We start from the raw sequence: 24,387 nt of genomic DNA on the forward strand, positions 1-24,387 counted from the left end.
GCGAACGACCCGTGTCAAATAACGGGCAGGGCGCATAGCTGGGCAAATGACCACTATATACCAAATGGGCATAGCACACAAGTGCCCCATCCCCAAGGGGGCCACGGCTCAGAAGGCAGGTCGACTTTGACCTTGCGAAGATGATAGCGACTCGCCGCGGGGACGCAAGCGGCACGCCCCGGAAAACAGCGACGTGCCTAGTGGGGCGCGACCCTTCCAGAGGCCGGGCCGAGGGCGGCTCCGCGGCCCGGGGATGCGAAGCGGCCCGCCCCCACCGGGGACGGGCCGCTCACGAGTTGCGCTAGGCGCGTCGGGTCACTTGACCTCGACCGAGCCACCGGCGGCCTCGAGGGCCTCCTTGGCCTTGGCAGCGGTCTCCTTGTCGACGCCCTCGAGCACCGGCTTCGGGGCGCCCTCAACGAGGTCCTTGGCCTCCTTCAGGCCGAGGGAGGTCAGAGCGCGCACCTCCTTGATGACTGCGATCTTCTTGTCGCCACCGGAGGTCAGGATGACGTCGACCTTGTCGGAGCCTTCCTCAGCGGCACCGGCGTCGTCGCCGCCAGCGGCGGGGGCGGCGGCAGCGGCAACCGCGACCGGAGCGGCAGCGGAGACCTCGAAGGTGTCCTCGAAGAGCTTGACGAACTCAGAGAGCTCGATCAGGGTCATCTCCTTGAAAGCGTCAAGGAGCTCGTCGTTGGTGAGCTTCGCCATGTTGGGCGTTTCCTTTCAGAAAAAAGTGTGTGATCGCAGCGGTCGCTGCAACGGATCACTCCGAAGCAGGTGCTGCTTCAGTTGCCGCATCCGCGGCGGGGGTCTCGTCCGAGGCGTCGGCGGCCGGCGCGGAGCCTGCGCCACCGATCAGGGAGGGGTTGGCCTCTGCAGCGGTCTGCAGCGCGCCAAGGACGCGGGCGCCCTTCGCGAGCGGGGCAGCCAGCATGTAGGCGGCCTTGGCCAGGTTGGCCTGCATTGCGCCGGCAAGCTTGGCAAGCAGAACCTCGCGGGATTCGAGGTCGGCGAGCTTCAGCACAGCCTTGGCGTCGAGGAACTTGCCCTCGAGGACGCCACCCTTGATCGCCAGGGACGGATTGGCCTTTGCGAAGTCACGCAGCCCCTTGGTGGCGGCGGCGATGTCACCGGAGACGAAAGCGATGGCGGTAGGTCCGGCGAGCGCATCTTCGATGCCCTCAATGCCGGCTTCCTTTGCCGCGATCGTCGTCAGGGTGTTCTTCGCAACGGCGTAGGTGGCGTTCTCACCGAGGGATCGACGGAGTTCCTTCAGATCCTTGACGGTGAGACCGCGGTACTCGGTAAGCACTGCCGCCGCGGAGGTGCTGAACGCTTCCGTCAGCTCCGCGACCTTGGCAGCCTTGTCCGGCCTCGCCATGTGGTCTCCTTCCGATTAGCAACCTCAGGGTTCCCGGCGGGAACTCCAAGGGCCTCAGACCACAAAAAAGCCCCGTGCCGGTGGCGCGGGGCTGGTTCCCTGAAGGAGGCTAGCTCGTACGTTCACCTGCGCGGGTGCCTTGCGGCTTTATGACTGATGTCACCTGCGGTCTTTGGCGGAAGCAACACTACCGGTCGCCCCCGGCACCGCCAAATCGGGGTGCCCCTCCCCCGCCGGCGTGCGGTACGGGTCGTGGTCAACCTCGACGTCACCCAAGGGTTCGTCCGGATACCACTGCACCTCCGACCGCTTCTTCGTGATCACGATCGCGGCGATCGTGAGGGCGAGCAGGAAGGTGCCGCAGGTTCCTAGGCCGCCGCCGATACTCAAGGCCGCCCATGCCGCCGGAGGTGAGTCGTCGCTGAGCACCCGCGACAGCAGAGCAGGCACGAGCCACCCCACGAACGACAGCACCAGACCCGCCGCGATGGCGATCGTGGCGGCCCGTCGTGACGGCCGCCGGTCGAGCCCGGGAATGCCGCAGGCATGCGCGATCACGAACCCCACAAGCACGGCGCTCACCACCAGCGCGACCGACGCGAGCCACTGCAGGATCTCGCCCGACGGCCAGGCGGTGAACATCCAGATCCGGGCGGCAAGGCCAAACCCCGCCAGTGCCCCGGCAAGGCCGAGCATCAGTCCGATCCTCGGCGCTTCCCTCATGGCTGACCTCCCACTCTTCGACCAGTATCGTCCGCTGCCTGCGCCGAAGGGGGCAAACCTGCCGAGGTGCCTTAAACTCGTGCGTTGGAAAACCCCTCCCTTCGTGAAAGAGGAACCCGATGCGTCGCATCTTCGCCGTCGGCCTGCTGGCCGCGCTCGCCCTGACCGCCTGTGGCGGCGCCGACACCGATCCCGGAACGGCCGGCCAGGCCGACAGCACCGACCGAACCTACGACGTGTCCGGCGTGAAGAAGGTCGACGACATCGCCGCCCTCCTCCCCCAGGCCGTCAAGGACAAGGGGACGCTCACCGTCGGAGCCTCCACTGACTACGCCCCGGCCGAGTTCCGCGCCGACGATCTCAAGACCGCGATCGGCTACGACGTCGACCTCTCCAAGGCGCTCGGCAACGTGCTCGGGCTGAAGGCCGAGGTCGTCGACGGCGAGTTCGCCTCGCTGCTGCCCGGCATCGGCACCAAGTACGACATCGGCATCTCGTCGTTCACCATCACCCCCGAGCGCACGGCCAGCTACAACATGGTCAGCTACATCACCGTCGGCTCCAGCTACGCGGTGAAGTCCGGCAACCCGGAGGGATTCAACCCCGACGAGGTGTGCGGTACGTCGATCGCCGTGCAGACCGGCACCTTCCAGGACGAGGAGCTGGCCGGCTTCTCGAAGAAGTGCACTAACGATGGCAAGGAGAAGATCGACATCCTGCAGTACGGTCGCCAGTCCGACGCCACCACCAACGTCGTCGGAGGCAAGGCCGTCGCGTTCTACGCCGACTCGACGGTCGCCAGCTACGCGGCCGCGCTGACCAGCGGCCAGATGGAGGTCGTCGGCGGGATCCGCGACGCAGCCCCGCAGGGCATCGTCGTCAAGCAGGACGACGCGGCCATGACCGAGGCGATCCAGAAGGCCATGCAGCACCTGATGGACGACGGCACCTGGGGCAAGATCCTCGACGCATGGGGCATCGAGGCCGACGCAGCGCTCAAGACCGCCGAGCTCAACCCGCAGGGCTGAGCGGGCCATGTCCGAGCCGATCCCGGAACTGATCAGGGCCCGCCCCCACCCCAGGCCGAGCGTCTGGGTGTGGGCGGTCGTCGTCGGGCTGCTCGCCGCGCTGTTCGTGGTGGGGCTCTTCACGAACCCGAACTACCGCTGGGACGTCGTACGGCGGTTCCTGTTCGATCCCCGGATCCTGTCCGGCGTCGGATGGACGCTTCTCCTGACAGTCGCCGCCATGGCGCTCGGCATCCTGATGGCCGTCACCATGGCGATCATGCGGATGGGCACCAACCCGGTGCTGCGGGCCGTGTCGTGGGTCTACATCTGGTTCTTCCGCGGCACCCCGATCTACACCCAACTGATCTTCTGGGGCCTCGTCCCGGTGCTCTACCCCAAGCTGTCGATCCCCTTCTCGGACTGGTCGATCACGACCAACGACGTGTGGCTCGCGGTGTACGGGGCGATCCTGGGCCTCGGGCTCAACGAGGGCGCCTACCTCGCCGAGATCGTCCGAGGCGGCCTGCAGTCCGTCGACAAGGGCCAGTGGGAGGCTGCCAACGCGCTCGGCATGAAGCGGTCCACGACGCTGCGCCGGATCGTGATCCCGCAGGCGATGCGCGTCATCGTGCCGCCCACCGGCAACGAGACCATCTCGATGCTGAAGACCACCTCACTGGTGATCGCGGTGCCGTTCTCCCTCGAACTGAACTTCGTCTCCAACGCCATCGGCAACAAGATGTTCCTGCCGATCCCGCTGCTCATCGTCGCGGCCTTGTACTACCTGGTGATCACCTCGATCCTGATGGTCGGCCAGACCCGGCTCGAGGCGTATTACGGCAAGGGATTCGACGGTGAACGCGCGGCGAGGCCCGGCCGAGGCATGTCGCGTCGCCAACAGTCCATCCTTGCGGCGGGCACCGTCAAGGACGACCCCACCCTGGAGGTGACCCCGTGACCGCCATGGTCGAGGCGCAAGGCGTCCACAAACTCTTCGGCGAGTTGCACGTCCTGAAGGGCGTCGACCTGACCGTCCAGCCCGGCGAGGTGTGCGTGCTGCTCGGCCCCTCCGGGTCCGGCAAGTCGACGCTGATCCGCTGCATCAACGAGCTGGAGCAGATCAGCGCCGGGCGGCTTCGCGTGGCGGGCGAACTGATGGGCCTCCGCGAGGGCGCCCGTGGCGTCCTGCACCGGCTGAGCGACCAGCAGATCGCGGCCCAGCGCTCCCGGATCGGCATGGTCTTCCAGCGGTTCAACCTCTTCCCGCATATGACGGCCCTCGGCAACGTGATGGAGGCGCCCCGCCAGGTGCTGAGGCTCAGCAAGGCGGAGGCGGAGCGCGACGCGCGCGAGCAGTTGGAGCGCGTCGGGCTCGGGGACAGGGCCGAGCACTATCCGTCGCAACTCTCCGGCGGCCAGCAGCAGCGCGTCGCGATCGCCCGGGCGCTCGCCATGCGTCCCGAGTTGATGCTCTTCGACGAGCCGACCTCCGCGCTCGACCCCGAACTGGTCGGCGAGGTGCTGAGCGTCATGAAGTCGCTCGCCGCCGACGGCATGACCATGATCGTCGTGACCCACGAGATCGGCTTCGCGCGCGAGGTCGCCGACCAGGTCGTGTTCATGGACGACGGGGTGATCGTCGAGCGCGGGACGCCCGCAGAGCTGATCGACAATCCGCAGAACCAGCGCACCCGGGACTTCTTCGCGAAGGTGCTGTAGCGGGGCGCTGGCCCTTCCCGGCTACCCCTCGCAGAGCTCCCGGATCCAGGCGGCCTCGTCGACCACAGGTCGACCCGCCACCAGTTCGCCGTCGACGACGAAGCCCTCCTCGCGGTCACGCAGGTGGTCGACCAGCCTGCCGCGCCAGTCGGCGACCTCCTCGGCCCGCCCGGCGTCGTCGACGAGGTTGACCAGTTCCTGCGGGTCCTCGTCGAGGTCGAAGAACTGCTGGATGCCAGAGCCGGTCCACCAGCAGAACTTGCGGTGGCCGTCGGTGACCCAGTGCATCGACTCCCACCCGTTCATCTCATAAGTGTGTTCGCCGTGGATGTCGCTTCGCCACTCGACGTCCTCGCCGCGCATCAGCGGAAGCACGCTCGCGCCGTCGACGGTGTCGGGGATCTCGACGCCCGCGATGTCGAGGATGGTCGGCATGATGTCGCGCAACTCGACGACCTCGTCGACGCGCGGCGAGACATACCTGCCGCCCGGCAGTCGCACGATGAACGGCACGTGCGCGCTGCCCTCGTACCCGACCGTCTTGCGGTAGAAGTTGTGGTCTCCCATCATGTCGCCGTGGTCGGAGACGAACACGAAGGCCGTGTTGTCGACCAGGTTGAAGTCGCTGAGCGCCTCGACGAGCCGGTTGAGTTGGTAGTCGATCTGCGTGATCAGGCCGTAGTAGGCCGCAAGGGCCCTGCGTCGCACCTCCGGCTTCTGCTTGCCGTGCATGGGCTCGGCCAGGAAGTCGATCCGGAACGGCTCGAAGGCCTCGGTCCACTCCCCCACGGGAGGCTCGGGAAGATCCTCGGCGAGGTACTGGTCCATCGCCCACTGCGGGGGGTCATATGGTGCGTGCGGGCGGTGGAACGACAGGTACAGGAAGAACGGGACGGTGGGGTCGCGGCGGTACAGCCAGTCGACGGCCTCGGAGCCGACCCAACTCGTCGGGTGGTAGGCCTCCGGCTTGTCCCACGGCCTTGCCATCATCGAGTTGCAGCCGACCCCGTGGTCGGTCTCCGCGGCGGCCGCCATCCCCGGCTGCCTGCGCAGCCAGGTGAGGTAGTCGTCGATGGCCGCCAGGTTGCGGCCGCTCATCCGGCGCGCGAAGTGCAGGAACCCGTCGTGCAGTTTGACGTCGTCGAAGCCGATCCGGTCGCGCTCGGGGTAGACGTGCATCTTGCCGATCGCCTGGGTCTGGTAGCCGTTGTCGCGCAGCACGCCAGGCAGCGTCGTGGGGTACGCCTTCGAGAACGGGACGCCGTCGCGGTAGCCGTAGCGGCCGTGCGACTCCTGCCCCATGCCGGTGAACAGCGCGACCCGGGCGGGCACGCAGGTCGGCGTCGCGCTGTACGCGTTGTCGAACGTGGTTCCGGTGGCCGCCAACTGGTCGAGATACGGCGTCTTGACGATCGGGTTTCCCGCGCCGGACATGGCATCGCCGCGCATCTGGTCGACACAGACCAGGATGATGTTTGGTTTGTCGTTCATCCCTTTACCGCTCCTGAAAAGCTCTCTACGAAGTACCGCTGCAGGAAGATGAACAGCACGATGATCGGCAGCAGGGCGATCGATGCGGCTGCGGTCATGAGGCCCCAGTCGGCGTTGAACTGATTCTGCAGGTCGTAGATGCCCACCGAGAGGGTGCGCAACTCCGGCCGTGTCAGGGTCAACACCAGCGGGAGCAGGAAGTCGTTCCAGCTGTGCATGAACTGCAGGATGACACCCGTGGCGATGACCGGCTTCGCCAGGGGTAGGTAGACCGTCCAGAACACCCTCCAGAAGCCGGCGCCGTCGATGCGGGCCGCCTCCTCGAGTTCCTTCGGCATCTGGGCGAAGAAGCCGGCGAACAGCAGCACGATCACGACGCTGACGCCGCCGGACTCGGCGAGCGTGACGCCCCACAGGCTGCCGCCGAGCCCCAACTTGTTGATCAGGTCGAAGATCGGGATCACGGTGAAGCCCTGGGGCAGGAAGATCACCATGCCGAGCAGCACGAAGATGATCGCCTTGCCCGGGAACTTGTAGCGGCCGAGCGCGTACCCCATGAGGGCGTTGCTGAGCACCGCGATGATGATGGAGAACACGGTCACGAAGACGCTGTTGAAGAAGTACTGCCCCATGTTCGCGTCGTTCCACGCGTTGATGTAGTTGCTGACCCGCAGCGTCGGCGTGAACGGGTTGAGCGATCCGAAGATCTCCACGTTGCTCTTCACCGACGAGGTGACCATCCAGAAGAACGGGTAGGCGAAGAGCACGGCGAGCGGCAGCATGACGACGACGGTGACTAGCACCGCGATCTTGTCTGCGCGGGTGAAGCGCCGCTTGCCCTGCAGTTCGCGCAGTTCCTTCTTCCTGAGCTTGCCCTGGTGCATGTCAGGCTCCCATCTGCGACTTGCGCCGCGATAGTCCACGGGCGGCCCACGCCTGCAGCACCGCAAGGATCAGCGTCGCAAGACCGAAGAAGCAACCGGCGGCCGATGCGTAGCCGAGCCGAGGGATGCCGCCCTGGGCCGACGGCGCGAACGCCGTCTGGTAGATGAAGACCTCCATCACCTGGGTCGTGTAGTACGGCCCGCCGCCGGTCATGGCCTGGATCAGCGCGAACGCGTGCAGGTTCTCGTTGGCGGTCAGCACCAGGATCACGATGGTGAACGGCAGCAGCAGGGGCATCGTGATGTGGAGGAGTTGACGTAGCGACGTCGCCCCATCGACCTTTGCGGCCTCGTAGTACTCCTCCGGCACCGTCTGCAGCGCGGCCATCCAGTAGATCAGCGTCATGCCGAAGTTCTTCCACGTGTGCGCCCCAAGCGTCACCCAGAAGGCGATGCTCGGGTCGGAGAGGAACTCGATGGGCTGGCCCGCGAGGCCCGTCGTCGTCAGGAGCGTGTTGACGGGTCCCGAGTTGGGCGATAGCACGAAGGTCAGCACGACGCCGATCACCGACGCCGCCGCCATCACCGGCATGAAGAAGACGGTACGAAACACCACGGACGTGCGGCCACGGATCACGTTGTTGAGCAGGATGGCGACGATCAAGGCGAGGATCACCCGGACAGGCACGCCGACGAGCACGAACAGCATGGAGCGGCCGAACGCCCCCAGAACAGCGGGTCCTTGACCAACTCGACGTAGTTGCCGAGGCCGATGAACTTCATCGACGAGGTGAACCCCGACCATTCCATGGTGGAGAACACCCAGGACGCCACCATGGGGTAGAAGACGAACAGGGCGGAGAGGATGAGGCCAGGAAGCAGGAACAGGTAGACCCAGCCGAGGGTCGACTTGCCGTACCACTTCGGGTAGGTCGATGAGGCGCGTCCCATTGGCTCAGCCGAGCGCGTCGTAGTCGGCCTGCGTGTACTCCTTGCTCGGGTCCCAGTTCGGGAAGACCGTCTGCTGGAAGTCAGCGTCGGCGCCCGCCGCCTTTGCCGCGGTGAACGCGCCCTCGAGCGCGGCCTGCAGCTTGCCGTCGAGCTCAGCGAGAGCCTTCTTGGCGTCGGGGAGCTGGCCCGACATGATGCCCTGCATCACGTTCTGAAGTCCCGGCTCGACCGGCTTGAGCTCCATCTTGATCTTGCCCGCGTCGGCCGTGCGGAGCTCGAGTTGCGGAGCCGCGCGCATCAGCTCGCGGGCTAGTTCGGCCGCCTTCTTGGCGTTCGGGTCGAGCAGCGCGTGGTCGACGGACTCGTTGGCCTCGGGGATCATCGAGACGAGCGTGCCCTGCGTCAACTCGACCATCTTGGTCTGCCCCTCGACCGAGCCGAGGTAGTTGAGGATGACGCCCGCGACCTCGGGGATGGGGGTCTTGGCGTACAGCCAGGTCTGGTTCGCGCCCCGTTCGGCAAAGGGGATGTGGTAGGGCTTCCCGTCGGGCGACGGGAGGGGGTTGAGCGTGAAGTTGAAGTCGGGGCTCTTCTCCTTCCAGGCGCGCAGGTCCCAAGGGCCGTTGAACATCGAGCCGGCGATGCCTGCGGGGAACTGGGCGCGCGCGTCGGCGTCCTTCAGGGTCAGGTAGCCGGGGACCACGGAGCCGTCGGCGACGAGCGACTTCAGGAACTCGACGGCCGAGATGAACTCGTCGGAGGCGAAGGAGTACTTGCCGGTGCGCATGTCGAGGCCGTCGGTCATCACGCCCCGCCAGCCCGCGGTGTTGGCGAGGTACATCGCGACGACCCAGAGGTGGTCGCCGGTGACGAGGTAGCCGGGCTTGCCCGCGCCGGTCAGCTTCTTCGCGGCGTCGCGGAAGTCGTCCCAGGTCTTGATCGCGTCGGGGTCGACGCCAGCCTTGTCTGCGAGGTCGGTGCTGGTGAACAGCATCTTCTCCAGGCGGCGGGTGGAGTTGAGCGGCCAGGAGTAGACCTTGCCGTCGAAGACGTGGATGCCTGGGATCAGCGCGGTGTCCGGGAAGGCGGCGCGCCACTTGTCGAAGTTCGGGATGACGCTGTCGAGGGGCTGGACCCAGCCCTCGGCGATGGCCGTCTGTGGCGGCACGTTCTGCGGCAGGGCGAACACATCGGGGGCCGACCCGTTGCGGATGCCGAGCGGAACGACCTGGTTGACCTGGTCCCAGCCTGCACCGTCGTAGGTGACGGTGACGTTGCTGTGCTGCTCGCCGAACGAGGCGATGACGGGATCCAGGTACTTGGCCTTGAGGTCGCCGGAGTCGAGCCAGCGGAAGGCGACCTTGTCGGTCGGCAGCTTCACACCTGTGGTGTCGAACACGAACTCGGCGGCCGCCTCACTGCCTGCGGCGGTGGGCTTGGCCGATGGGGTGCCCGTGTCGATGGAGCAGCCAGCGGCTGCGGTAGCCATCGCGGCGCCGCCCAGGAGAAGGGACCGGCGGCCGAACGTGGACGAGAAGATCTGCATCGAGCGCTCCTTTGCACATCGTATGTAAGGTGGTTATACGATTGACCATCGAGTTTCTGTTGTCAAGGGGGATGCCGAAAATGAGATTCCGGACCGCGAGCGGGTGCCCTTGGGCGCTCAGTACCCTTTCCCCATGAGCAAGCCAGCCAGGCCGACCCAGGCCGACGTCGCCCGCCTCGCAGGAGTGTCGGTCGCCACCGTCAGCTATGTGGCCAGCGGCAGGTCGAGCCGGTCGAAACCGGCCTCCCCCGAGACCCAGGAGCGGGTGCTCGCCGCGATGGAGGAACTCGGCTACCGCCCCCAGTGGGCCGCGCGGGCGTTGCGGAGGCAGCGGACGGGCCTGCTCGCGGTGCTCACCTACGCCCCGCTGAACCCGTGGGCGGAGGAACTGCTCAACCAGGTCCAGGAGGTGGCGGCCGGAAGGGCAACCGAGACCGTCATCCTGCGCTACACAGACGACGAGCACCTCGCCCGCCAGGTGAAACTGATCCGCGGTGGGCTGGCCGACGCCGTCCTGGTGCTCGGGCTCGAGGACATGCCCGAGAACATCCAGGCCAGGCTGGCTGGGCTTCCCGTCCCCGTGCTCGCGATCGCCAACGACGGCCCCAAGCAGATCTCGCTGGTGCGCCAGCGCGAACAGGGCGCGATCGTCGACCTGTTCGCGCACCTGGCCGAGCGAGGCGTGACGGCCTTCCACTACGTCGCGGAGGCCTCCCACATCCACCGCCGGGTCAGGGCGCGGCGCACCGGTTGGGTGACCGAGGCGGCCAACGCGCTCGGCTTCGACCCGGTCGTGCACCACATCACGGCGCTGCCGACACCCACAGAGGTGGCCGCGGTGATGGACAAGGTCGCGACCGACGGCTCGAGCGCGCTGGTGTGCGCGTCCGACCGGACGGCGATCCCGCTGCTGTGGGCGTCGCTGTCGAGGGGCGTGTCAGTGCCGGACCAACTGCGGATCTCGGGCATGGGCAACATCGTCGAGGGCGAGGTCTCCACGCCTGCGCTCACCACGCTCGGCGTCCGCTCCCCCGACTACCGGGCGGCGATCGAGCACCTGCTCAGCCGCGTCGAGGAGCCGTCGCTCGGCCCCACCGCGGTCGACGTGCCGTGGGAGATGGTGATCCGCGGCTCGGCCTGAGCCTGCGACCTACGCGATGGCGCGCAGCACCGCGGCCAGCGCCGTTGCGAGATCGTCGACGGTGAGGTCGGCCGCAACGGGGGCCGCGTCGTCCGTCTCGGCGCCGACCATTGCCGTCGCGCCCTCCCGGACGGCGGGCACGTGCACGAAGCCCGCGGGACCGTCGAAGCCCGTCAGGGCGGCGCGAAACACGGCGTTGCAGACGAAGGCTCCCGCGTCCTCGGACGCCTCTGCTGGCACTCCGGTCGCCCGGATCGCGGCCACGAGCGCTGGCACGTCGAGACGGGCCGCGAGGCGCTCCGGGCCGTCGTCGATGGGGCCGGTGGGCCGCAGCCCGTCGTTGTCGGCGATCCGGGCGACCTGAGCGTTGACGGCCCACATCTCGGGCGTGACGGCGGCGCGACCCCCCGCCTCGCCGACCGCGACGACGGCGTCGGGGCGGTGCCGGGCGATCAGCGTGCGCAGGGCCGCGGGACCGGACGCGAAGCCGACGGGGAGGGTCGCCGTGATCAGGTCGACGCCTGGCACGCCGCGTTCCCGCAGGAGCGCGACGGCGTCGCCGCTCGCGTTGGACGTGTCTCCCCCGAAGGGCTCGAAGCCCGTGACGAGCACCAGCATGGTGGGTTCCTTCCCGAAGATGCGCAAACGGGCGGGCACCCGATGGTGCCCGCCCGTTTGCGGTTGCTTATCCGAGGATCACTCGGCGGCCTTCGACACGGTGGTGTCGACAAGCACGCTCGGGCTCATCGTGGACGAGACGGCGATCTTGCGGAGGTAGCGGCCCTTCGAGGAGGCCGGCTTGAGGCGCAGGATCTCGTCGAGGACAGCGTAGTAGTTGTCCGCCAACTGCTGGGCCGTGAAGGAGGCCTTGCCGATGATGAACTGCAGGTTCGCGTGACGGTCGACACGGAACTCGATCTTGCCGCCCTTGATGTCGGAGACGGCCTTGGCCGTGTCCATGGTGACGGTGCCGGTCTTGGGGTTCGGCATCAGGCCGCGGGGGCCGAGCACGCGGCCGAGGCGGCCGACCTTGCCCATCATGTCCGGGGTGGCGACAACTGCGTCGAAGTCGAGGTAGCCGCCGGCCACCTTCTCGATCAGTTCGTCGGTGCCGATCTCGTCGGCCCCCGCCTCGCGGGCGGCCTCAGCCTTGTCACCGGAGGCGAAGACGAGGACCCGTGCCGTCTTGCCAGTGCCGTGAGGAAGGTTGACCGTGCCGCGGACCATCTGGTCGGCCTTGCGGGGATCGACGCCAAGTCGGATGGCGACGTCGACGGTCTCGTCGAACTTCGCGGTCGCCATCTCCTTGAGGAGGCGGAGCGCCTCGTCGGGGGTGTACTGCTGCTGCTCGTCGCGCTTGTCAGCGGCGGAACGGTAGCCCTTGCTGTGCTTCATGCTGGTTCCTTAAGAGTTCGGCCGGACGCTGGGCCCGGTCACCAGTTGTGGTGTGGGGAGCACTCCCCTGCCACGTGAGTTCTGTGTGGTCAGTCGACCGTGACGCCCATCGAGCGCGCGGTGCCCTCGATGATCTTCATGGCGGCCTCGACGTCGTTGGCGTTGAGGTCGGGCAGCTTCGTGGTGGCGATCTCGCGGACCTGGTCCTTGGTGATCTTGCCGACCTTGGTGGCGAGCGGGTTCGCGGAACCGGAGGGCACGCCTGCGGCCTTCTTGATCAGCTCGGCCGCCGGGGGCGTCTTCGTGATGAAGGTGAACGTGCGGTCCTCGTAGATGGTGATCTCGACGGGGATGACGTTTCCGCGCTGGGACTCGGTCTGGGCGTTGTACGCCTTGACGAATTCCATGATGTTGACGCCGTGCGGACCGAGAGCGGTACCGACCGGCGGCGCAGGAGTGGCAGCGCCAGCCTGCAGTGCGACCTTAACGAGGGCCGCAACCTTCTTCTTGGGAGGCATGGGAGGGTCCTTTACCTGTATGGATGGATGCGCCGGCGGAGACCGGCGCAACGCACAATCTTAGACGACCTTCTCGACTTGCTTAAATTCGAGATCGACGGGCGTCTCGCGGCCGAGGATCTCGACGAGAGCGCGGAGCCGCTGAGTGTTGGCGTTGATTTCGGTGATCGTGGCATGCACCCCGGTGAAGGGGCCGTCGGTCACCATGACGGAGTCGCCGACCGCGAAGTCGATGACCTCGACCTTCTTCTTCCGCTGCACCGCGGCGCCCGCCTGGGCGGCGTTCACCTTGGCGATCACGGAAGGAGTGAGCATGTGGAGGACCTCGTCGATCGACAGCGCCACCGGCTGCTGGCCATGGCCGACGATGCCGGTCACCGAAGGGGTCTGGCGCACGAGGCTCCAGGAGTCGTCGGTCAGCTCCATGCGGATCAGCACGTAGCCGGGCGTCACCGAGCGGGTGACCGTCTTGCGCGCGTTGTTGCGGACCTCGACGACCTCCTCGGTGGGGACGATCGTCTCGAAGATGTAGTCCTCCATGTTGAGGCTCTGCGCGCGGGAGTCGACGTTCTGCTTGACGCGGTTCTCCATGCCGGAGTACGTGTGGATGACATACCACTCGCCCCACTTGCTCTCGAGCTCCTCGCGGAGTTCGACGAGGGCCTTTGCGACCGCGTCATCGTTGTCGACGTCGTCCTCGTCCGCCTCGGGCTCGTCGTCCTCGGTCAGGGAAAGGGTCTCGCCGTCGGAGTCCTCGTCCTCGGCCCCGATGGCGCCAAGGTCGATCTCGATGTCGTCCTCGACGGGGGCCTCCGGCTCGAAGGCGCCGAGGTCGATCTCGAAGTCGGTGTTTTCAGTGTTATCGGATTCGGTCATCACTTGCTCCCTAGCATCTTGAGCAGGCCCCACGTGAACGCGAAGTCCAGCGCACCGACGATCAGGATCATGATCAACACGAAGATCAGCACCGCGCTGAACATGGAGACCGTCTGGGGCCAGGTCGGCCACACCACGCGCTTGAGCTCAGCGGCCGACTGGGCCACGAACTCCGCGGGGTTGTGGGCCTTGTACGGATCGTCGTGCTCGACGGTGGACGCGCTGCGCTTGCGCGTGGCGGTGTCCTTCTTGCGGACGGGGGCCTTTGCGGTCTTGCGGGCGATCGGAACGGCTGCCGCGGCAGCGCGCTCCTCGGGGTGAAGTTCTCTTCGAGTTCTGCGATGGCCGCGTCGTCGGCCTCCGGGTCGACGTCGTCGGACGGCGGGATGACCTCGATCGCGTTCGGGTCGTGCTCGACGGCCTCTTCGGCCTCCTCGAGTGCCTCGGGGTCATCGATGTCGAAGATGCTGAGCGTGTCGTTGTCCGACTCTTCGGCAGCGTCGCTGGCACCAGTCACGAGGTCCTCGCGGTCTGGCTCGGCGTCGCGTGACTTGTCGCTCACGCTGCTTCCCTTCGGTCGACAAACAAAATGCCTCACCGGCTAGGCCGGCAGGCGTGCGAGGTGACCGAAGAAAAAAACGTCGGCCGCCTAGCAGGGCAGGAGGGACTCGAACCCCCAACCTGCGGTTTTGGAGACCGCTGCTCTGCCAGTTGAGCTACTACCCTTTACCGGGGCCACCAGGGTTGAATGCGGGCTTTTGAGCACGCTTCGACCTTGGCAACAATTACCGGTGCTCCACAACTATAGGCGGTTTCTCGGCGTGAGTCGAACCGGCCCCCGTCAGCCGGGGCACACAGGTGAGGGACACTGAGGCATGGACGCGACCAAGCGGGTAGCCCGTGCGATGCGCCACACTCCGAGGGCAACCCACCTCCCCGACCGTGAGGCGCCGAACGCGCTGCTCGACATCCCGCTGCCCCTCTTCGGCGGCGCGACGAACTCGCAGCCGTCGACCGTCGCGACGATGCTGATCGCTCTTGACGTGCGCCCCGGGCAGCGGGTGCTCGACGTCGGGGCGGGCTCAGGATGGACGACGGCCCTGCTCGCCTGGCTGGTCGGCGAAAGGGGCGAGGTGCTCGGCCTGGAACTGGACGAGGACCTGGCCCGCTGGGGCGCCGAGCGGCTGGCGCGGACCGGGCGCGGCTGGGCACGCCTCGAGGCGGCGGATCCGGCCGTGCTCGGGCGCCCTTCCGAGGGGCCGTACGACCGGATCCTGGTCTCCGCGATGGCGGCCCGGCTGCCCTGGACGCTCGTCGGGCAGCTCTGCGAGGGCGGCGTGATGGTGATCCCGGTGGCCGGCCAGTTGTGGACCTGCCGGAGGGTTGGCGACGACGCGGAGGTCACCCGCAGCGGGGCGTATCGCTTCGTGCCGCTGGTTGAGCCATGAAGTCCGCGCCAGCGGGCTTCATCGGTCGAAACCGCCCGCACCCGACGGCCAGAGTAAGACACAGCCCCCTGACCCCCCAGGGGTTTCGACCGATGAAACGACGCTCCGCGCCGCTTCATGGCTCAACCAGCGGTTACGCCAGGGACGCCATCCACGCGCGGTGCAGGTCGGCGTAGCGGCCCTCCCCCGCGACGAGGCTCGCAGGGGCGCCGTCCTCGACGATCTCGCCGTGCTGCAGCACGAGGACGCGGTCGGCGATCTCCACCGTCGACAGGCGGTGGGCGATGATGATCGCCGTCCGGTCGGCCAGGATCGTCGCCAGCGCGCGCTGCACGAGGCGCTCCGTCGGGATGTCGAGGGAACTGGTCGCCTCGTCGAGGATCAGCACCCGCGGGTCGGCGAGCACGACGCGCGCGAAGGCGACCAACTGGCGCTGCCCAGCAGAGAGTCGCGAGCCGCGCTTGCCGGTGTCGGTGTCGTAGCCGTCCGGCAGGTGCCCGATGAAGGTGTCGGCGCCGACCGTCCTGGCGGCGTGCTCGATCTCCTCGCGCGACGCCCCAGGCCTTCCGAAGGCGATGTTGTCGGCCACCGAACCGGAGAAGATGAAGTTCTCCTGCGTCAGCAGCGTCACATGCTCGCGCAACCGGTCATCGCTCAGGTCGCGCAGGTCGACGCCGTCGAGGCGAACCTCGCCCTCCTGCGGGTCGTAGAACCGGGCGAGCAGTTTCGCGATGGTCGTCTTGCCCGCCCCTGTCGTTCCGACCAGCGCGACCGTCGACCCGGCCGCCAGGTCCAGGTCGAGCCCGGGCAGCACCGTCTTGTCGGCCAGGTAGCCGAACCGGACGCCGTCGAACTCGACGCGACCGGCGGGCTGGTCGATCTCCCGCGGTTCCTTCGGGTCGTCGACCTGCGGCTCCTCCGCCATCACGCTTGAGACCTTCTCCAACGCCGTGAACGCGGACTGCAGCGTCGAGATGAACTGGCCCAGGTCGGCGATCGGGTCGAAGAACATGCGCAGGTACAGCACGAACGCGGCGAGCGTTCCGATGCTGACGTCTCCACCGACCGCAAGGTAGCCGCCCGCAAGCACCACGAGCACGATGCCGAGGTTGCCGATGGCCTGGATGCTCGGCATGGCGCGGGCGAACGTCCGCATCGCGGTGACGTTGCGGTCGCGGTACTGCAGCGCGACGTCCTCGAAGATCTCCGCGGAGCGCGGCTCGCGGCGGAAGGCCTGCACGGCCTTGATGCCGGTCATGGTCTCGATGAACTGGACGATGACGATGGCCGAGTAGGTGCGCACCGCGCGGAAGGCGCGCGTCGAGGCCTTCACGAACCAGCGCATCACCAGCCACAGCAGCGGGTAGGTGAGGAACGCGACCAGCGCGAGGCGCCAATCGAGCGAGAACATGATGAGGGTGGCGCCGATGATCGTCAGGATGGCGATGATCACCACGTCGACGCCCTGCAGCACCAACTCGGCGACGGCGTCGACGTCGCTCGTCATGCGGGACACGGCGCGCCCGGAGGTGTAGCGGTCGTGGAAGCCGATGTCGAGCCGTTGGAACTTGGTGAACAGCCTGCGGCGGAGGTCGAGCAGGATGGCGTTGCCGATCCGGCCCGAGCGGCGAAGGAACGTGACGCGCCCCACGATCTGCGCGACGATCGCCACCGCCATGAACCCGATCGAGCCCCAGAGCACGCCCGCGTCGCCCGCGAGACCCTTGTCGAGGATGCGTTGCACGAAGACCGGGATCGACAGGCGCGCTGCGGCCTCCACGACCACCACGCCGACGAGGATCAGCAGCCACCAGCGGTAGGGCCGGATCAGGTCGGCGAGCAGTTTCCTGGACGGCCCGCGCAGGCCGACGCCCGCGGCGCGCTCCTCCTCGATGTCCTGCTTGACGCCACGCCAGGCGGCGGTCGGGTCGGCCTGGTCCTTCTCGCTGTCGGTGCTCACTTGTCGTCACCTCCCATCGCGATCGAGTAGTCGGCGGCCAGCAGTTCCCGGTACTCGGGGACGGTGGCCAGCAGATCCTGATGTGCGCCGACGTGGGCGATCCGGCCCTCGACGAGGACGGCGACCCGGTCGGCCAGCAGCACGGTCGACGCACGGTGCGCGACGACGATGCCGGTGACGCCGACGAGCGTCGACTTCAGCGCCTCCTCGACCTCCGCCTCGGTGTGGATGTCGAGCGCGCTCAGGGTGTCGTCGAGCACCAGGATCCGGGGGCGGACCAGGATGGCGCGCGCGAGGGCGAGTCGCTGCCGCTGGCCGCCCGACAGGCTGAGGCCCTGCTCGCCAAGCCTCGTGTCGAGCCCCCACGGCAGGTCGTAGACGAACTCGGCACGCGCCACGCGCACCGCCTCCTCGATGTCCTCCTCGCTCGCGTCGGCCCGGCCGAGCGTGAGGTTCTCGCGCGCCGACATCGAGAACAGGATCGGATCCTCGAACGCGGCGCCGACGAGGCTGCGCAACTGGGTCAGGTCGAGGTCGCGCAGGTCGACGCCGTCGAGCAGGATCTGCCCGGAGGTGACGTCGGCGAGCCTGGGGATCAGGGAGACGAGCGTCGACTTGCCCGAGCCGGTGCCGCCCACCAGGGCGACCGTCTCGCCCGGCTCGAGGGTGAGGTTGAGGCCGTCGAGCGTCGGCTCGTCTGCGTCGTCGAACTGGTAGCCGACGTCGCGGAGTTCGAGACGGCCCCGCGGCTCGGCGATCCTGGCCTCGCCCGAGGCGATCGAGACGGGGGCGTCGAACACCTCGACGACACGGTCCGCTGCGGTGGCGGCCTCGCGGGCGAAGGACAGCAGGTAGCCGAGGCTGCCGACGGGCCATGCCAGCGACAGCAGCAGCGTCACGAACGCGACGGCGTCGCCGGCGCTGATGCCCCCGCCAGGCACGGCGAGCCCGATGCCGACCAGCACGACGAGCAGCAGCACGTTGGGGAAGACCTCCAGCAGCGTCCACAGGATCGAGGCGAGGTTCATCCGCTTGACGCCGGTGTCGCGCAGCTTCCTTGCCCGCTCGTCGTAGCCCTTGAAGACGTAGCGGGAGCGGCCGAAGGAGCGGATCACCCGCACCCCGTGCAGCGACTCCTCCGCGGCGCTCGCGACGTCACCGGTCTCGTCCTGCAGCCTGCGCGACAGGGTGCCGAAGCGGCCCATCAGCGCGAAGGTGGCGATCACGACGGGGATGACGGCGATCATCACGGCCAGCCCGACCTGCCACAGCTTGACCACCATGATGACGACGACCACGACGATGTGGATCGAGTTCATGAACAACATCACGAGCCCGAACGACATGAAGCGGCGCAGCAGCCCGAGGTCGCTCATCATGCGGGAGAGCAACTGGCCGGACTCCCACGACTTGTGGAAGCCCATCGGGAGCCGCTGCAGCTTGTCGAACAGGTCGAGCCGGATGTTGGCCTCGATGTGCGAGGTGGCGCGCGACATCACCCAGCGCCGGATGAACGACAGGCCGGCATCGGCCGCGCCGAGGGCGAGCAGCGCCAGGGCGTACCAGAGCAGGCCGGGGATGTCGCGGTGCGCGATGGGGCCGTCGACGACGGCACCGAGCAGCAGCGGCATCGCGACGCTGACGAGCACGCCGATCGGGGCGAGCGTGAACGACATCACGAACTGCCACGTGTACGGCTTGATGTATGGCACGAAGCGCAGCACGGCGGCGCGCCTGGGTGCTGGAGTAGCCAGCGCGTAGGTGCGGGATCTGGCTGGAAGCATTCGGTAACCCTACTGCGCCGCGCCGACAGACCCACGGCTCACCCGGGCGGGTGAACTCCCCATGCGGGGGCGCGCGCAGGTGTGCCTCAGACGGCGATCGGCGCCTTGATGACGGGGTGCGGGTCGTAGCCCTCGACCTCGATGTCGCCGAGTTGGAACTCGTCGATCTTCGCGACGGCGGGGTTCAGGCGCAGCGTCGGGAGCGGCCTGGCCTCGCGGCTCAGTTGCAGCGCGACCTGGTCGAAGTGGTTCGAGTAGATGTGCGCGTCGCCGAGAGTGTGGACGAACTCCCCTACCCTGAGCCCGGTGACCTGGGCGACCAGGTGCACGAGCAGCGCGTAGGAGGCGATGTTGAACGGCACGCCGAGGAACACGTCGGCGGAGCGCTGGTAGAGCTGACAGCTCAGGATGCCGGGGCCGCCGTCGTCGGAGGGGGCGACGTAGAACTGGAACATGGTGTGGCACGGGGGCAGCGCCATATCGTCGACATCGGCCACGTTCCAGGCGGACACGATGTGGCGCCGCGAGTCCGGGGAGGTGCGAAGCGACTCGATCACCTTGGCGATCTGGTCGACGTGGCCGCCGTCCGGGGTCGGCCAGGAGCGCCACTGGTAGCCGTAGACGGGCCCGAGGTTGCCGTCGGCGTCGGCCCACTCGTCCCAGATGGTGATGTTGTTCTGGTGCAGCCAGCCGATGTTGGTGTCGCCGCGCAGGAACCACAGCAACTCGCCGAACACGGAGCGGGTGTGCACCTTCTTGGTCGTCAGCAGCGGGAAGCCGTCGCGCAGGTCGAAGCGCATCTGGTAGCCGAACACGGATCGGGTGCCGGTGCCCGTCCGGTCGGACTTGTCGACGCCGGTGTCCATGATGTGGCGCAGCAGGTCGGTGTACTGCTTCACGCGAGGCTCCTGAGGTAGTCGACGAACTCGCGCACCGCTGCGCCGCGGTGCGAGATGGAGTCCTTCTCCTGCGCGCTCAGTTCCGCCGACGTAACGTCGAGGCCGAGCGGCACGAACAGGGGGTCGTAGCCGAAGCCGTTCTCGCCTGCCGGCGCGGCGTCGGTGATGTGGCCGGGCATGTAGCCGTGCCAGACGCGACGCTCCCCGTCGGGGGCGACCATGGCGAGCGCGCACACGAACCTGGCCCGACGGCGCTCGCGTGGCACCCCGTCGAGTTGGGCGAGCAGCAGCGCGTTGTTCTCGTCGTCGTCGCACGCCGGGCCGGACCAGCGGGCCGAACGCACGCCCGGCATGGCGTTGAGTTCGTCGACCTCGAGGCCCGAGTCGTCCGCGATGGCCGTCAGGCCAGTCTCACGCGCGGCGGCCGAGGCCTTCAGGAATGCGTTGCCCTCGAAGGTGCGCTCGGTCTCCTCAGGCTCCGGGTAGCCGGGGAAGTCCGTCAGGCCGAGGACCTCGACGCTCAGGCCGGCCGCCTCGACGATGCGGCGCAGTTCGGCGAGCTTCTTGGGGTTGTTCGTGGCGAGCACGACCCGCTCGGGCAGGTTCACGCCAGCGCCTCGCGCTGCAGCCGCGTCAGTTCGGCGCAGCCGAGCGTGCCGAGGTCGAGCAGCGTGCCCAGTTCCTCGCGGCTGAATGGGGTTCCCTCCGCGGTGCCCTGCACCTCGATGAAGGAGCCCGAGCCGGTCATCACGACGTTCATGTCGGTCTCGGCGGCGGAGTCCTCCTCGTACTGCAGGTCGAGCAGCGCGACGCCTGCGCTGTTGAAGCCGACCGAGACGGCGGCGACCGAGTCCTTCAGCGGTTGGCCCGCGAGGGCGCCGAGGCCCCGGAGGTGTTCGACTGCGTCGGCCAGCGCGACGTAGGCGCCGGTGATCGCGGCCGTGCGGGTGCCTCCGTCGGCCTGCAGCACGTCGCAGTCGAGCACGATCGTGTTCTCGCCGAGGGCCTTGTAGTCGATCACCGCGCGGAGCGAGCGGCCGATCAGGCGGGAGATCTCATGGGTGCGGCCACCCACCCGCCCCTTGATCGACTCGCGGTCGGAGCGGGTGTGGGTGGCGCGCGGCAGCATCGCGTACTCGGCGGTCACCCAGCCGAACCCGGACCCGGCCCGCCAGCGCGGCACGCCGGTGGTGACGGAGGCCGCGACCAGCACCCTGGTGCGCCCGAACTCGACCAGCACCGACCCCTCGGCGTGGTCGAGCCAGTTGCGGGTGATCCGCACCTGACGAAGCTGGTCTGGTTGGCGTCCGTCGATGCGGGTCGAAGTCATGGCCCTAAGGTACCCGTCACCGCGGACAGGTGCACCGTTGCTCTACTGGCACGTCCACGAGGGCCTCCTCGATGTGGTCCCCGCAGCCAGCCCACGTCGGCTTGCCGCACCTGTCACAGGTCACCTTCCGGCACATCTGTGTTCTCCTCTCGGTCGATCACCACGGTCGTCGCGTTGCTGACGAACCCACCCAACAATCTACGTCCAATGCCCCGGAAATCGGTGGCGTCCCCGGTGGTGAGGAACGTCCGGGTCGCCTCGCGCGGCTGGTGACGCAACAGCCCCGCCTGCGTGAGTTGCGAGTAGGTGGACTGCGCGCACGCCTCTGCGGACGAGACGAGCGTGACGCCGTTGCCGAGCACGTAGCCGATCACGCCTGCCAGCAGCGGGTAGTGCGTGCAGCCGAGGATCAGGGTGTCGTCCTGGGACTTCTTGATGGGTGCCAGGTACTCCTCCGCGACCTCGAGCAGTTCGTCGCCGCCGGTGATGCCCGCCTCGACGAACTCGACGAACCGGGGGCAGGCCTGCGCCGTCAGCGTGATGTGCGGGGCGATCGCGAACGCGTCGTCGTAGGAGCGCGAGTTCACGGTCGACTCGGTGGCGACGACCCCGACGCGTCCGTTGCGGGTCGCGGCGACTGCTCGGCTCGCGGCGGGCAGGATCACCTCGGTGATCGGCACGTCGTAGCGTTCCCGCGCGTCGCGCAGCACCGCCGACGATGCCGAATTGCAGGCGATCACCAGGGCCTTGACGCCGCGCTCGACGAGGTAGTCGAGGCCCTGCAGCGCGAACCGGCGGACCTCCGCGATCGAGCGGGGCCCGTAGGGCGCGCGGGCGGTGTCGCCCAGGTACAGGAAGTCCTCGTTGGGGAGTTGCTCGACGAGGGAGCGCAGCACCGTGAGGCCGCCGAAGCCCGAGTCGAAGACCCCGATGGGGGCGTCAAGCTGGTTGGTCACAACGCGCCATTGTAGGCCCGCGTCACTGGTCGGTGGCCGTGAACTGCTCCGGGTCGAGGCTCGCCTCGGCGCCGAGGCACGCCGTGCGCGACTCCATCAGGTCCTCCAGCAGGTACCCGAGCCAGTCGATCAGGTCGGCGAGGCCGGGGTTGGCCTCGACCATGGCGGCGACCGGTTCGGCGAGCCTCTCGGTGCCCGCCAACTCCGAGTACCAGAACAGTCTCAGCGCGCCGAGCGTCTTGGCCCAGGCGTCGACGCGGTCGAGCCGGACGGGCACGAACCCGTCGAAGGCCTCCAGGTCGGCACCGACGACCTCCGCGTCGGCGATCCTGGCCCGGGTCTGGTTGTGGATCGAGTCGCGCCAGAACTCGCCTGCCTGCTCACCATCGGTGAGCGCAGGCGGGAACAGCCGCGACAGGCGCTGGTTGCCGAGCATCCGCTCGGTGGGGTCGTCGGCGAGGTCGGCGACGATCTGGGTGAACGGGTCGTCCGACTCGGCGCCCGCGGGCAGCAGGTCGCGCAGGTGCGAGACGTAGAAGCCAACCATCGCGCGTAGGCCGTCGTCGCGCCCGTCGCGCCCGTCGAAGGCCCAGACCAGGTCGGCCCCGCCCAGCCTCACGACTGCTCCATCGTCGACCAGAGGTTGTAGCCCTGCATGGCGAGCACGTCTCGTTCCATCTCCTCGCGGTTGCCGGTCGACACAACGGCCTTCCCGTCGTGGTGGACCCGCAGCATCAGTTCCTCCGCCTTCGCCTGCGGGTACTTGAAGTACTCCTGGAAGACGTAGGTGACGTAGCTCATCAGGTTGACCGGGTCGTCCCAGACGATCGTGACCCACTGGTGCACGCTCGCAGGCGCGGACGCGGGGGCCTCGATGGTCTCGGTGCCGCCTGCGGGTGTGGTGGTCATGGCCCTACTCTGCCGCGTCCGGCCAAACGACGCCACCGCCCGCTGGGCCGATGGCGGCACTAGAGTTCCGCCATGACAACAGCGCTCTTGACGGACCATTACGAGCTCACGATGGTGCAGGCGGCGATGGACGCGGGAACCGCCAACCGCCGCAGCCTGTTCGACCTGTTCACCAGGAGGCTGCCGGAGGGGCGCCGCTACGGGGTCGCGGCCGGCCTCGGTCGCGCCATCGACGCCATCGAGAACTTCCGCTTCGGCGAGGAGGAGCTGAGCTTCCTCATCGAGCGCCGCGTGATCCGCGAGAACCTCGCGGAGTGGCTCGCGAACTACCGCTTCAACGGCGACATCTGGGGCTACGCCGAGGGCGAGGTCTACTTTCCGGGCTCCCCCGTCCTCTCCGTGGAGGGCACCTTCGCGGAGGCCTGCATCCTTGAGACGGTGCTGCTGAGCATCTACAACCACGACTCCGCGATCGCCGCGGCCGGGTCCCGGATGACGGCGATGGCAGGCGAGCGGCGCTGCGCCGAGATGGGCTCGCGCCGCACGCACGAGTGGGCAGCGGCCGCCGCCGCGCGCGCCGCCTACATCGCGGGCTTCGCGTCGACGTCGAACCTCGAGGCCGGCCGCTCCTTCGGGGTCCCCACCATCGGCACGGCCGCGCACTCGTTCACGCTGCTGCACGACACCGAGGAGGACGCCTTCCGTGCCCAGTTGGGTTCGCTCGGCGAGGACACCACGCTGCTGGTCGACACCTACGACGTGGAGGCGGCCATCCGCAAGGGCGTCGAGCTGACCGAGGGTCGGCTCGGGTCGATCCGCCTCGACTCGGGCGACCTCGCCATCATGGCCCGCCAGGCGCGCGATCTGCTCGACGACCTGGGCGCGACGGAGACCAAGATCATGGTCACCTCCGACCTGGACGAGTGGCAGATCGCGCTGCTGCAGGGCGCCCCGGTCGACGGCTACGGCGTCGGCACGTCGCTCGTGACCGGCTCCGGGCACCCGACGTGCGGGTTCGTCTACAAGTTGGTGGCGCGCGCCGCCTCCGACGCCCCAGACGCCGAGTGGGTCTCGGTCGGGAAGAAGTCCAAGGGCAAGAACACGCTCGGCGGCCGGAAGTTCGCGATGCGCCGCCGCGGCGAGGACGGCAGGGCCGAGACCGAGGTGATCGGGCTTGGCGCTCCCCCAGTCAACGACGGCAACGACCGCGACCTGCTGGTGCCGATCTTCCAGGACGGCCGCCGCGTCTACGAGGCGACCCTTGACGACGCGCGCCGCAGGCACGCCGAGTCGCTCGCGGAACTGCCGCTCGCCGCGCGCCGGATCTCGAAGGGCGACCCGGCCCTGGAGACCCTGATCCTCGACGAGGCGGGCGACGAGACGACCAACCCGTACCAGGCCGCGCCCATCGTCACGAATTTGTGAGCATCCGGCACCAGGGGAACTGACCCCCGCCCGCTCCT

Annotated in this window: 28 protein-coding genes and 1 tRNA gene; 7 read left to right on the forward strand and 22 right to left on the reverse strand. The window is 68.2% G+C overall.

The features are described from left to right. Nucleotides 1-315 precede the first annotated feature (315 nt). From rplL to BW730_RS09130, 3 genes are all read right to left on the reverse strand, one after another. Nucleotides 316-711, reverse strand: a complete 396-nt coding sequence (gene rplL, locus BW730_RS09120; protein ID WP_077685964.1) for a 50S ribosomal protein L7/L12 — start codon at nt 709-711, stop codon at nt 316-318. A gap of 55 nt (nt 712-766) precedes the next feature. Beyond that, nucleotides 767-1,384: a 50S ribosomal protein L10 gene (gene rplJ, locus BW730_RS09125; protein WP_077685965.1), complete on the reverse strand. Its 618-nt coding sequence runs from the start codon at nt 1,382-1,384 to the stop codon at nt 767-769. Between the two features lie 159 nt (nt 1,385-1,543). Next, nucleotides 1,544-2,080, reverse strand: coding sequence for a hypothetical protein (locus BW730_RS09130; protein ID WP_077685966.1), 537 nt, complete (start codon nt 2,078-2,080; stop codon nt 1,544-1,546). Between the two features lie 146 nt (nt 2,081-2,226). On the opposite strand from BW730_RS09130, the gene BW730_RS09135 reads away from it, so the two are divergent. From BW730_RS09135 to BW730_RS09145, 3 genes are all read left to right on the forward strand, one after another. Then, nucleotides 2,227-3,135 (forward strand): ABC transporter substrate-binding protein, encoded by a 909-nt coding sequence (locus BW730_RS09135; RefSeq protein ID WP_077685967.1) that lies wholly within the window; start codon nt 2,227-2,229, stop codon nt 3,133-3,135. Nucleotides 3,136-3,355: 220 nt separating this feature from the next. Then, nucleotides 3,356-4,075 (forward strand): amino acid ABC transporter permease, encoded by a 720-nt coding sequence (locus tag BW730_RS09140; protein WP_237268037.1) that lies wholly within the window; start codon nt 3,356-3,358, stop codon nt 4,073-4,075. A gap of 5 nt (nt 4,076-4,080) precedes the next feature. Next, on the forward strand, nt 4,081-4,836 hold the full coding sequence (locus BW730_RS09145; protein WP_077687591.1) for an amino acid ABC transporter ATP-binding protein: 756 nt from the start codon (nt 4,081-4,083) through the stop codon (nt 4,834-4,836). Nucleotides 4,837-4,857: 21 nt separating this feature from the next. Here the strand turns inward: BW730_RS09145 and BW730_RS09150 are convergent, their stop codons facing one another. From BW730_RS09150 to BW730_RS09165, 5 genes are read right to left on the reverse strand one after another with little or no spacing between them, the layout of a single operon-like run. Beyond that, on the reverse strand, nt 4,858-6,327 hold the full coding sequence (locus BW730_RS09150) for an arylsulfatase (protein ID WP_077685969.1): 1,470 nt from the start codon (nt 6,325-6,327) through the stop codon (nt 4,858-4,860). Continuing rightward, a complete protein-coding gene (locus tag BW730_RS09155; RefSeq protein WP_077685970.1) occupies nt 6,324-7,211 on the reverse strand; it encodes a carbohydrate ABC transporter permease in 888 nt (295 codons plus the stop codon). Before BW730_RS09155 ends, BW730_RS09150 begins: the two co-directional genes overlap by 4 nt. Before the next feature lies 1 nt (nt 7,212). Then, nucleotides 7,213-7,920, reverse strand: a complete 708-nt coding sequence (locus BW730_RS09160) for a carbohydrate ABC transporter permease (protein WP_158522560.1) — start codon at nt 7,918-7,920, stop codon at nt 7,213-7,215. Beyond that, nucleotides 7,884-8,162 (reverse strand): hypothetical protein, encoded by a 279-nt coding sequence (locus tag BW730_RS18505; protein ID WP_158522562.1) that lies wholly within the window; start codon nt 8,160-8,162, stop codon nt 7,884-7,886. The genes BW730_RS09160 and BW730_RS18505 overlap by 37 nt, the downstream gene beginning before the upstream one ends. A 4-nt stretch (nt 8,163-8,166) precedes the next feature. Further along, nucleotides 8,167-9,708 (reverse strand): ABC transporter substrate-binding protein, encoded by a 1,542-nt coding sequence (locus BW730_RS09165; protein ID WP_077685972.1) that lies wholly within the window; start codon nt 9,706-9,708, stop codon nt 8,167-8,169. 133 nt (nt 9,709-9,841) lie between these two features. On the opposite strand from BW730_RS09165, the gene BW730_RS09170 reads away from it, so the two are divergent. Then, nucleotides 9,842-10,849, forward strand: coding sequence for a LacI family DNA-binding transcriptional regulator (locus tag BW730_RS09170; RefSeq protein WP_077685973.1), 1,008 nt, complete (start codon nt 9,842-9,844; stop codon nt 10,847-10,849). Nucleotides 10,850-10,858: 9 nt separating this feature from the next. On the opposite strand, the gene BW730_RS09175 is transcribed toward BW730_RS09170, so the two are convergent. The 5 genes from BW730_RS09175 to secE all read right to left on the reverse strand — a co-directional run bounded on the left by BW730_RS09175 (nt 10,859) and on the right by secE (nt 13,805). Continuing rightward, entirely contained in the window at nt 10,859-11,467 is a 609-nt protein-coding gene (locus BW730_RS09175; protein ID WP_145952785.1) for a pyroglutamyl-peptidase I, read from the reverse strand. A gap of 78 nt (nt 11,468-11,545) precedes the next feature. Next, nucleotides 11,546-12,244 (reverse strand): 50S ribosomal protein L1, encoded by a 699-nt coding sequence (gene rplA / locus BW730_RS09180; protein ID WP_077685974.1) that lies wholly within the window; start codon nt 12,242-12,244, stop codon nt 11,546-11,548. 89 nt (nt 12,245-12,333) lie between these two features. Further along, nucleotides 12,334-12,762, reverse strand: a complete 429-nt coding sequence (gene rplK, locus BW730_RS09185; protein ID WP_077685975.1) for a 50S ribosomal protein L11 — start codon at nt 12,760-12,762, stop codon at nt 12,334-12,336. 60 nt (nt 12,763-12,822) lie between these two features. Continuing rightward, entirely contained in the window at nt 12,823-13,638 is an 816-nt protein-coding gene (gene nusG / locus BW730_RS09190) for a transcription termination/antitermination protein NusG (protein ID WP_077685976.1), read from the reverse strand. Beyond that, the gene (gene secE / locus BW730_RS18510; RefSeq protein ID WP_158522564.1) at nt 13,638-13,805 is read right to left on the reverse strand and encodes a preprotein translocase subunit SecE; all 168 of its coding nucleotides are present in this window, start codon (nt 13,803-13,805) and stop codon (nt 13,638-13,640) included. Before secE ends, nusG begins: the two co-directional genes overlap by 1 nt. Before the next feature lie 242 nt (nt 13,806-14,047). Between secE and BW730_RS18515 the strand changes: the two genes are divergently transcribed. Next, nucleotides 14,048-14,188 (forward strand): hypothetical protein, encoded by a 141-nt coding sequence (locus BW730_RS18515; protein WP_158522566.1) that lies wholly within the window; start codon nt 14,048-14,050, stop codon nt 14,186-14,188. A gap of 103 nt (nt 14,189-14,291) precedes the next feature. On the opposite strand, the gene BW730_RS09200 is transcribed toward BW730_RS18515, so the two are convergent. Next, a tRNA-Trp gene (locus BW730_RS09200) sits at nt 14,292-14,364 on the reverse strand. Between the two features lie 149 nt (nt 14,365-14,513). Here BW730_RS09200 and BW730_RS09205 point away from each other — a divergent pair. Then, complete coding sequence (locus BW730_RS09205) at nt 14,514-15,086, forward strand: protein-L-isoaspartate O-methyltransferase family protein (RefSeq protein WP_077685978.1); 573 nt, start codon at nt 14,514-14,516, stop codon at nt 15,084-15,086. Nucleotides 15,087-15,219: 133 nt separating this feature from the next. On the opposite strand, the gene BW730_RS09210 is transcribed toward BW730_RS09205, so the two are convergent. The 8 genes from BW730_RS09210 to clpS all read right to left on the reverse strand — a co-directional run bounded on the left by BW730_RS09210 (nt 15,220) and on the right by clpS (nt 22,924). Further along, nucleotides 15,220-17,046 carry an ABC transporter ATP-binding protein gene (locus BW730_RS09210; RefSeq protein WP_077685979.1) on the reverse strand — a complete coding sequence of 609 codons (1,827 nt, stop codon included), beginning with the start codon at nt 17,044-17,046 and terminating at the stop codon, nt 15,220-15,222. After that, nucleotides 17,043-18,830: an ABC transporter ATP-binding protein gene (locus BW730_RS09215; RefSeq protein ID WP_077685980.1), complete on the reverse strand. Its 1,788-nt coding sequence runs from the start codon at nt 18,828-18,830 to the stop codon at nt 17,043-17,045. The genes BW730_RS09210 and BW730_RS09215 overlap by 4 nt, the downstream gene beginning before the upstream one ends. Before the next feature lie 86 nt (nt 18,831-18,916). Beyond that, complete coding sequence (locus tag BW730_RS09220) at nt 18,917-19,729, reverse strand: thymidylate synthase (protein WP_077685981.1); 813 nt, start codon at nt 19,727-19,729, stop codon at nt 18,917-18,919. Further along, entirely contained in the window at nt 19,726-20,331 is a 606-nt protein-coding gene (gene rdgB, locus BW730_RS09225; RefSeq protein ID WP_077687593.1) for an RdgB/HAM1 family non-canonical purine NTP pyrophosphatase, read from the reverse strand. Before rdgB ends, BW730_RS09220 begins: the two co-directional genes overlap by 4 nt. Before the next feature lie 2 nt (nt 20,332-20,333). After that, nucleotides 20,334-21,059, reverse strand: a complete 726-nt coding sequence (gene rph / locus BW730_RS09230) for a ribonuclease PH (RefSeq protein ID WP_077685982.1) — start codon at nt 21,057-21,059, stop codon at nt 20,334-20,336. Nucleotides 21,060-21,172: 113 nt separating this feature from the next. After that, nucleotides 21,173-22,015: a glutamate racemase gene (murI, locus tag BW730_RS09235; protein WP_077685983.1), complete on the reverse strand. Its 843-nt coding sequence runs from the start codon at nt 22,013-22,015 to the stop codon at nt 21,173-21,175. Between the two features lie 22 nt (nt 22,016-22,037). Then, a complete protein-coding gene (locus BW730_RS09240; RefSeq protein WP_077685984.1) occupies nt 22,038-22,634 on the reverse strand; it encodes a DUF2017 family protein in 597 nt (198 codons plus the stop codon). Next, nucleotides 22,631-22,924, reverse strand: coding sequence for an ATP-dependent Clp protease adapter ClpS (gene clpS, locus BW730_RS09245; protein ID WP_077685985.1), 294 nt, complete (start codon nt 22,922-22,924; stop codon nt 22,631-22,633). The genes BW730_RS09240 and clpS overlap by 4 nt, the downstream gene beginning before the upstream one ends. A gap of 72 nt (nt 22,925-22,996) precedes the next feature. Here clpS and BW730_RS09250 point away from each other — a divergent pair, with 72 nt between their 5' ends. Beyond that, nucleotides 22,997-24,349: a nicotinate phosphoribosyltransferase gene (locus tag BW730_RS09250; RefSeq protein ID WP_077685986.1), complete on the forward strand. Its 1,353-nt coding sequence runs from the start codon at nt 22,997-22,999 to the stop codon at nt 24,347-24,349. Nucleotides 24,350-24,387 lie beyond the last annotated feature (38 nt).

Source organism: Tessaracoccus aquimaris, from assembly GCF_001997345.1.
Classification (GTDB): domain Bacteria; phylum Actinomycetota; class Actinomycetes; order Propionibacteriales; family Propionibacteriaceae; genus Arachnia; species Arachnia aquimaris.

Excerpts from the sequence above, each read along its gene's own strand:
- rplL (WP_077685964.1), bottom strand. The coding sequence starts at position 711 with ATGGCGAAGCTCACCAACGACGAGCTCCTTGACGCTTTCAAGGAGATG.
- rplJ (WP_077685965.1), bottom strand. The coding sequence starts at position 1,384 with ATGGCGAGGCCGGACAAGGCTGCCAAGGTCGCGGAGCTGACGGAAGCG.
- BW730_RS09130 (WP_077685966.1), bottom strand. The coding sequence starts at position 2,080 with ATGCTCGGCCTTGCCGGGGCACTGGCGGGGTTTGGCCTTGCCGCCCGG.
- BW730_RS09135 (WP_077685967.1), top strand. The coding sequence starts at position 2,227 with ATGCGTCGCATCTTCGCCGTCGGCCTGCTGGCCGCGCTCGCCCTGACC.
- BW730_RS09140 (WP_237268037.1), top strand. The coding sequence starts at position 3,356 with ATGGCGCTCGGCATCCTGATGGCCGTCACCATGGCGATCATGCGGATG.
- BW730_RS09145 (WP_077687591.1), top strand. The coding sequence starts at position 4,081 with ATGGTCGAGGCGCAAGGCGTCCACAAACTCTTCGGCGAGTTGCACGTC.
- BW730_RS09150 (WP_077685969.1), bottom strand. The coding sequence starts at position 6,327 with ATGAACGACAAACCAAACATCATCCTGGTCTGTGTCGACCAGATGCGC.
- BW730_RS09155 (WP_077685970.1), bottom strand. The coding sequence starts at position 7,211 with ATGCACCAGGGCAAGCTCAGGAAGAAGGAACTGCGCGAACTGCAGGGC.
- BW730_RS09160 (WP_158522560.1), bottom strand. The coding sequence starts at position 7,920 with ATGCTGTTCGTGCTCGTCGGCGTGCCTGTCCGGGTGATCCTCGCCTTG.
- BW730_RS18505 (WP_158522562.1), bottom strand. The coding sequence starts at position 8,162 with ATGGGACGCGCCTCATCGACCTACCCGAAGTGGTACGGCAAGTCGACC.
- BW730_RS09165 (WP_077685972.1), bottom strand. The coding sequence starts at position 9,708 with ATGCAGATCTTCTCGTCCACGTTCGGCCGCCGGTCCCTTCTCCTGGGC.
- BW730_RS09170 (WP_077685973.1), top strand. The coding sequence starts at position 9,842 with ATGAGCAAGCCAGCCAGGCCGACCCAGGCCGACGTCGCCCGCCTCGCA.
- BW730_RS09175 (WP_145952785.1), bottom strand. The coding sequence starts at position 11,467 with ATGCTGGTGCTCGTCACGGGCTTCGAGCCCTTCGGGGGAGACACGTCC.
- rplA (WP_077685974.1), bottom strand. The coding sequence starts at position 12,244 with ATGAAGCACAGCAAGGGCTACCGTTCCGCCGCTGACAAGCGCGACGAG.
- rplK (WP_077685975.1), bottom strand. The coding sequence starts at position 12,762 with ATGCCTCCCAAGAAGAAGGTTGCGGCCCTCGTTAAGGTCGCACTGCAG.
- nusG (WP_077685976.1), bottom strand. The coding sequence starts at position 13,638 with ATGACCGAATCCGATAACACTGAAAACACCGACTTCGAGATCGACCTC.
- BW730_RS09205 (WP_077685978.1), top strand. The coding sequence starts at position 14,514 with ATGGACGCGACCAAGCGGGTAGCCCGTGCGATGCGCCACACTCCGAGG.
- BW730_RS09215 (WP_077685980.1), bottom strand. The coding sequence starts at position 18,830 with ATGCTTCCAGCCAGATCCCGCACCTACGCGCTGGCTACTCCAGCACCC.
- rph (WP_077685982.1), bottom strand. The coding sequence starts at position 21,059 with ATGACTTCGACCCGCATCGACGGACGCCAACCAGACCAGCTTCGTCAG.
- clpS (WP_077685985.1), bottom strand. The coding sequence starts at position 22,924 with ATGACCACCACACCCGCAGGCGGCACCGAGACCATCGAGGCCCCCGCG.
- BW730_RS09250 (WP_077685986.1), top strand. The coding sequence starts at position 22,997 with ATGACAACAGCGCTCTTGACGGACCATTACGAGCTCACGATGGTGCAG.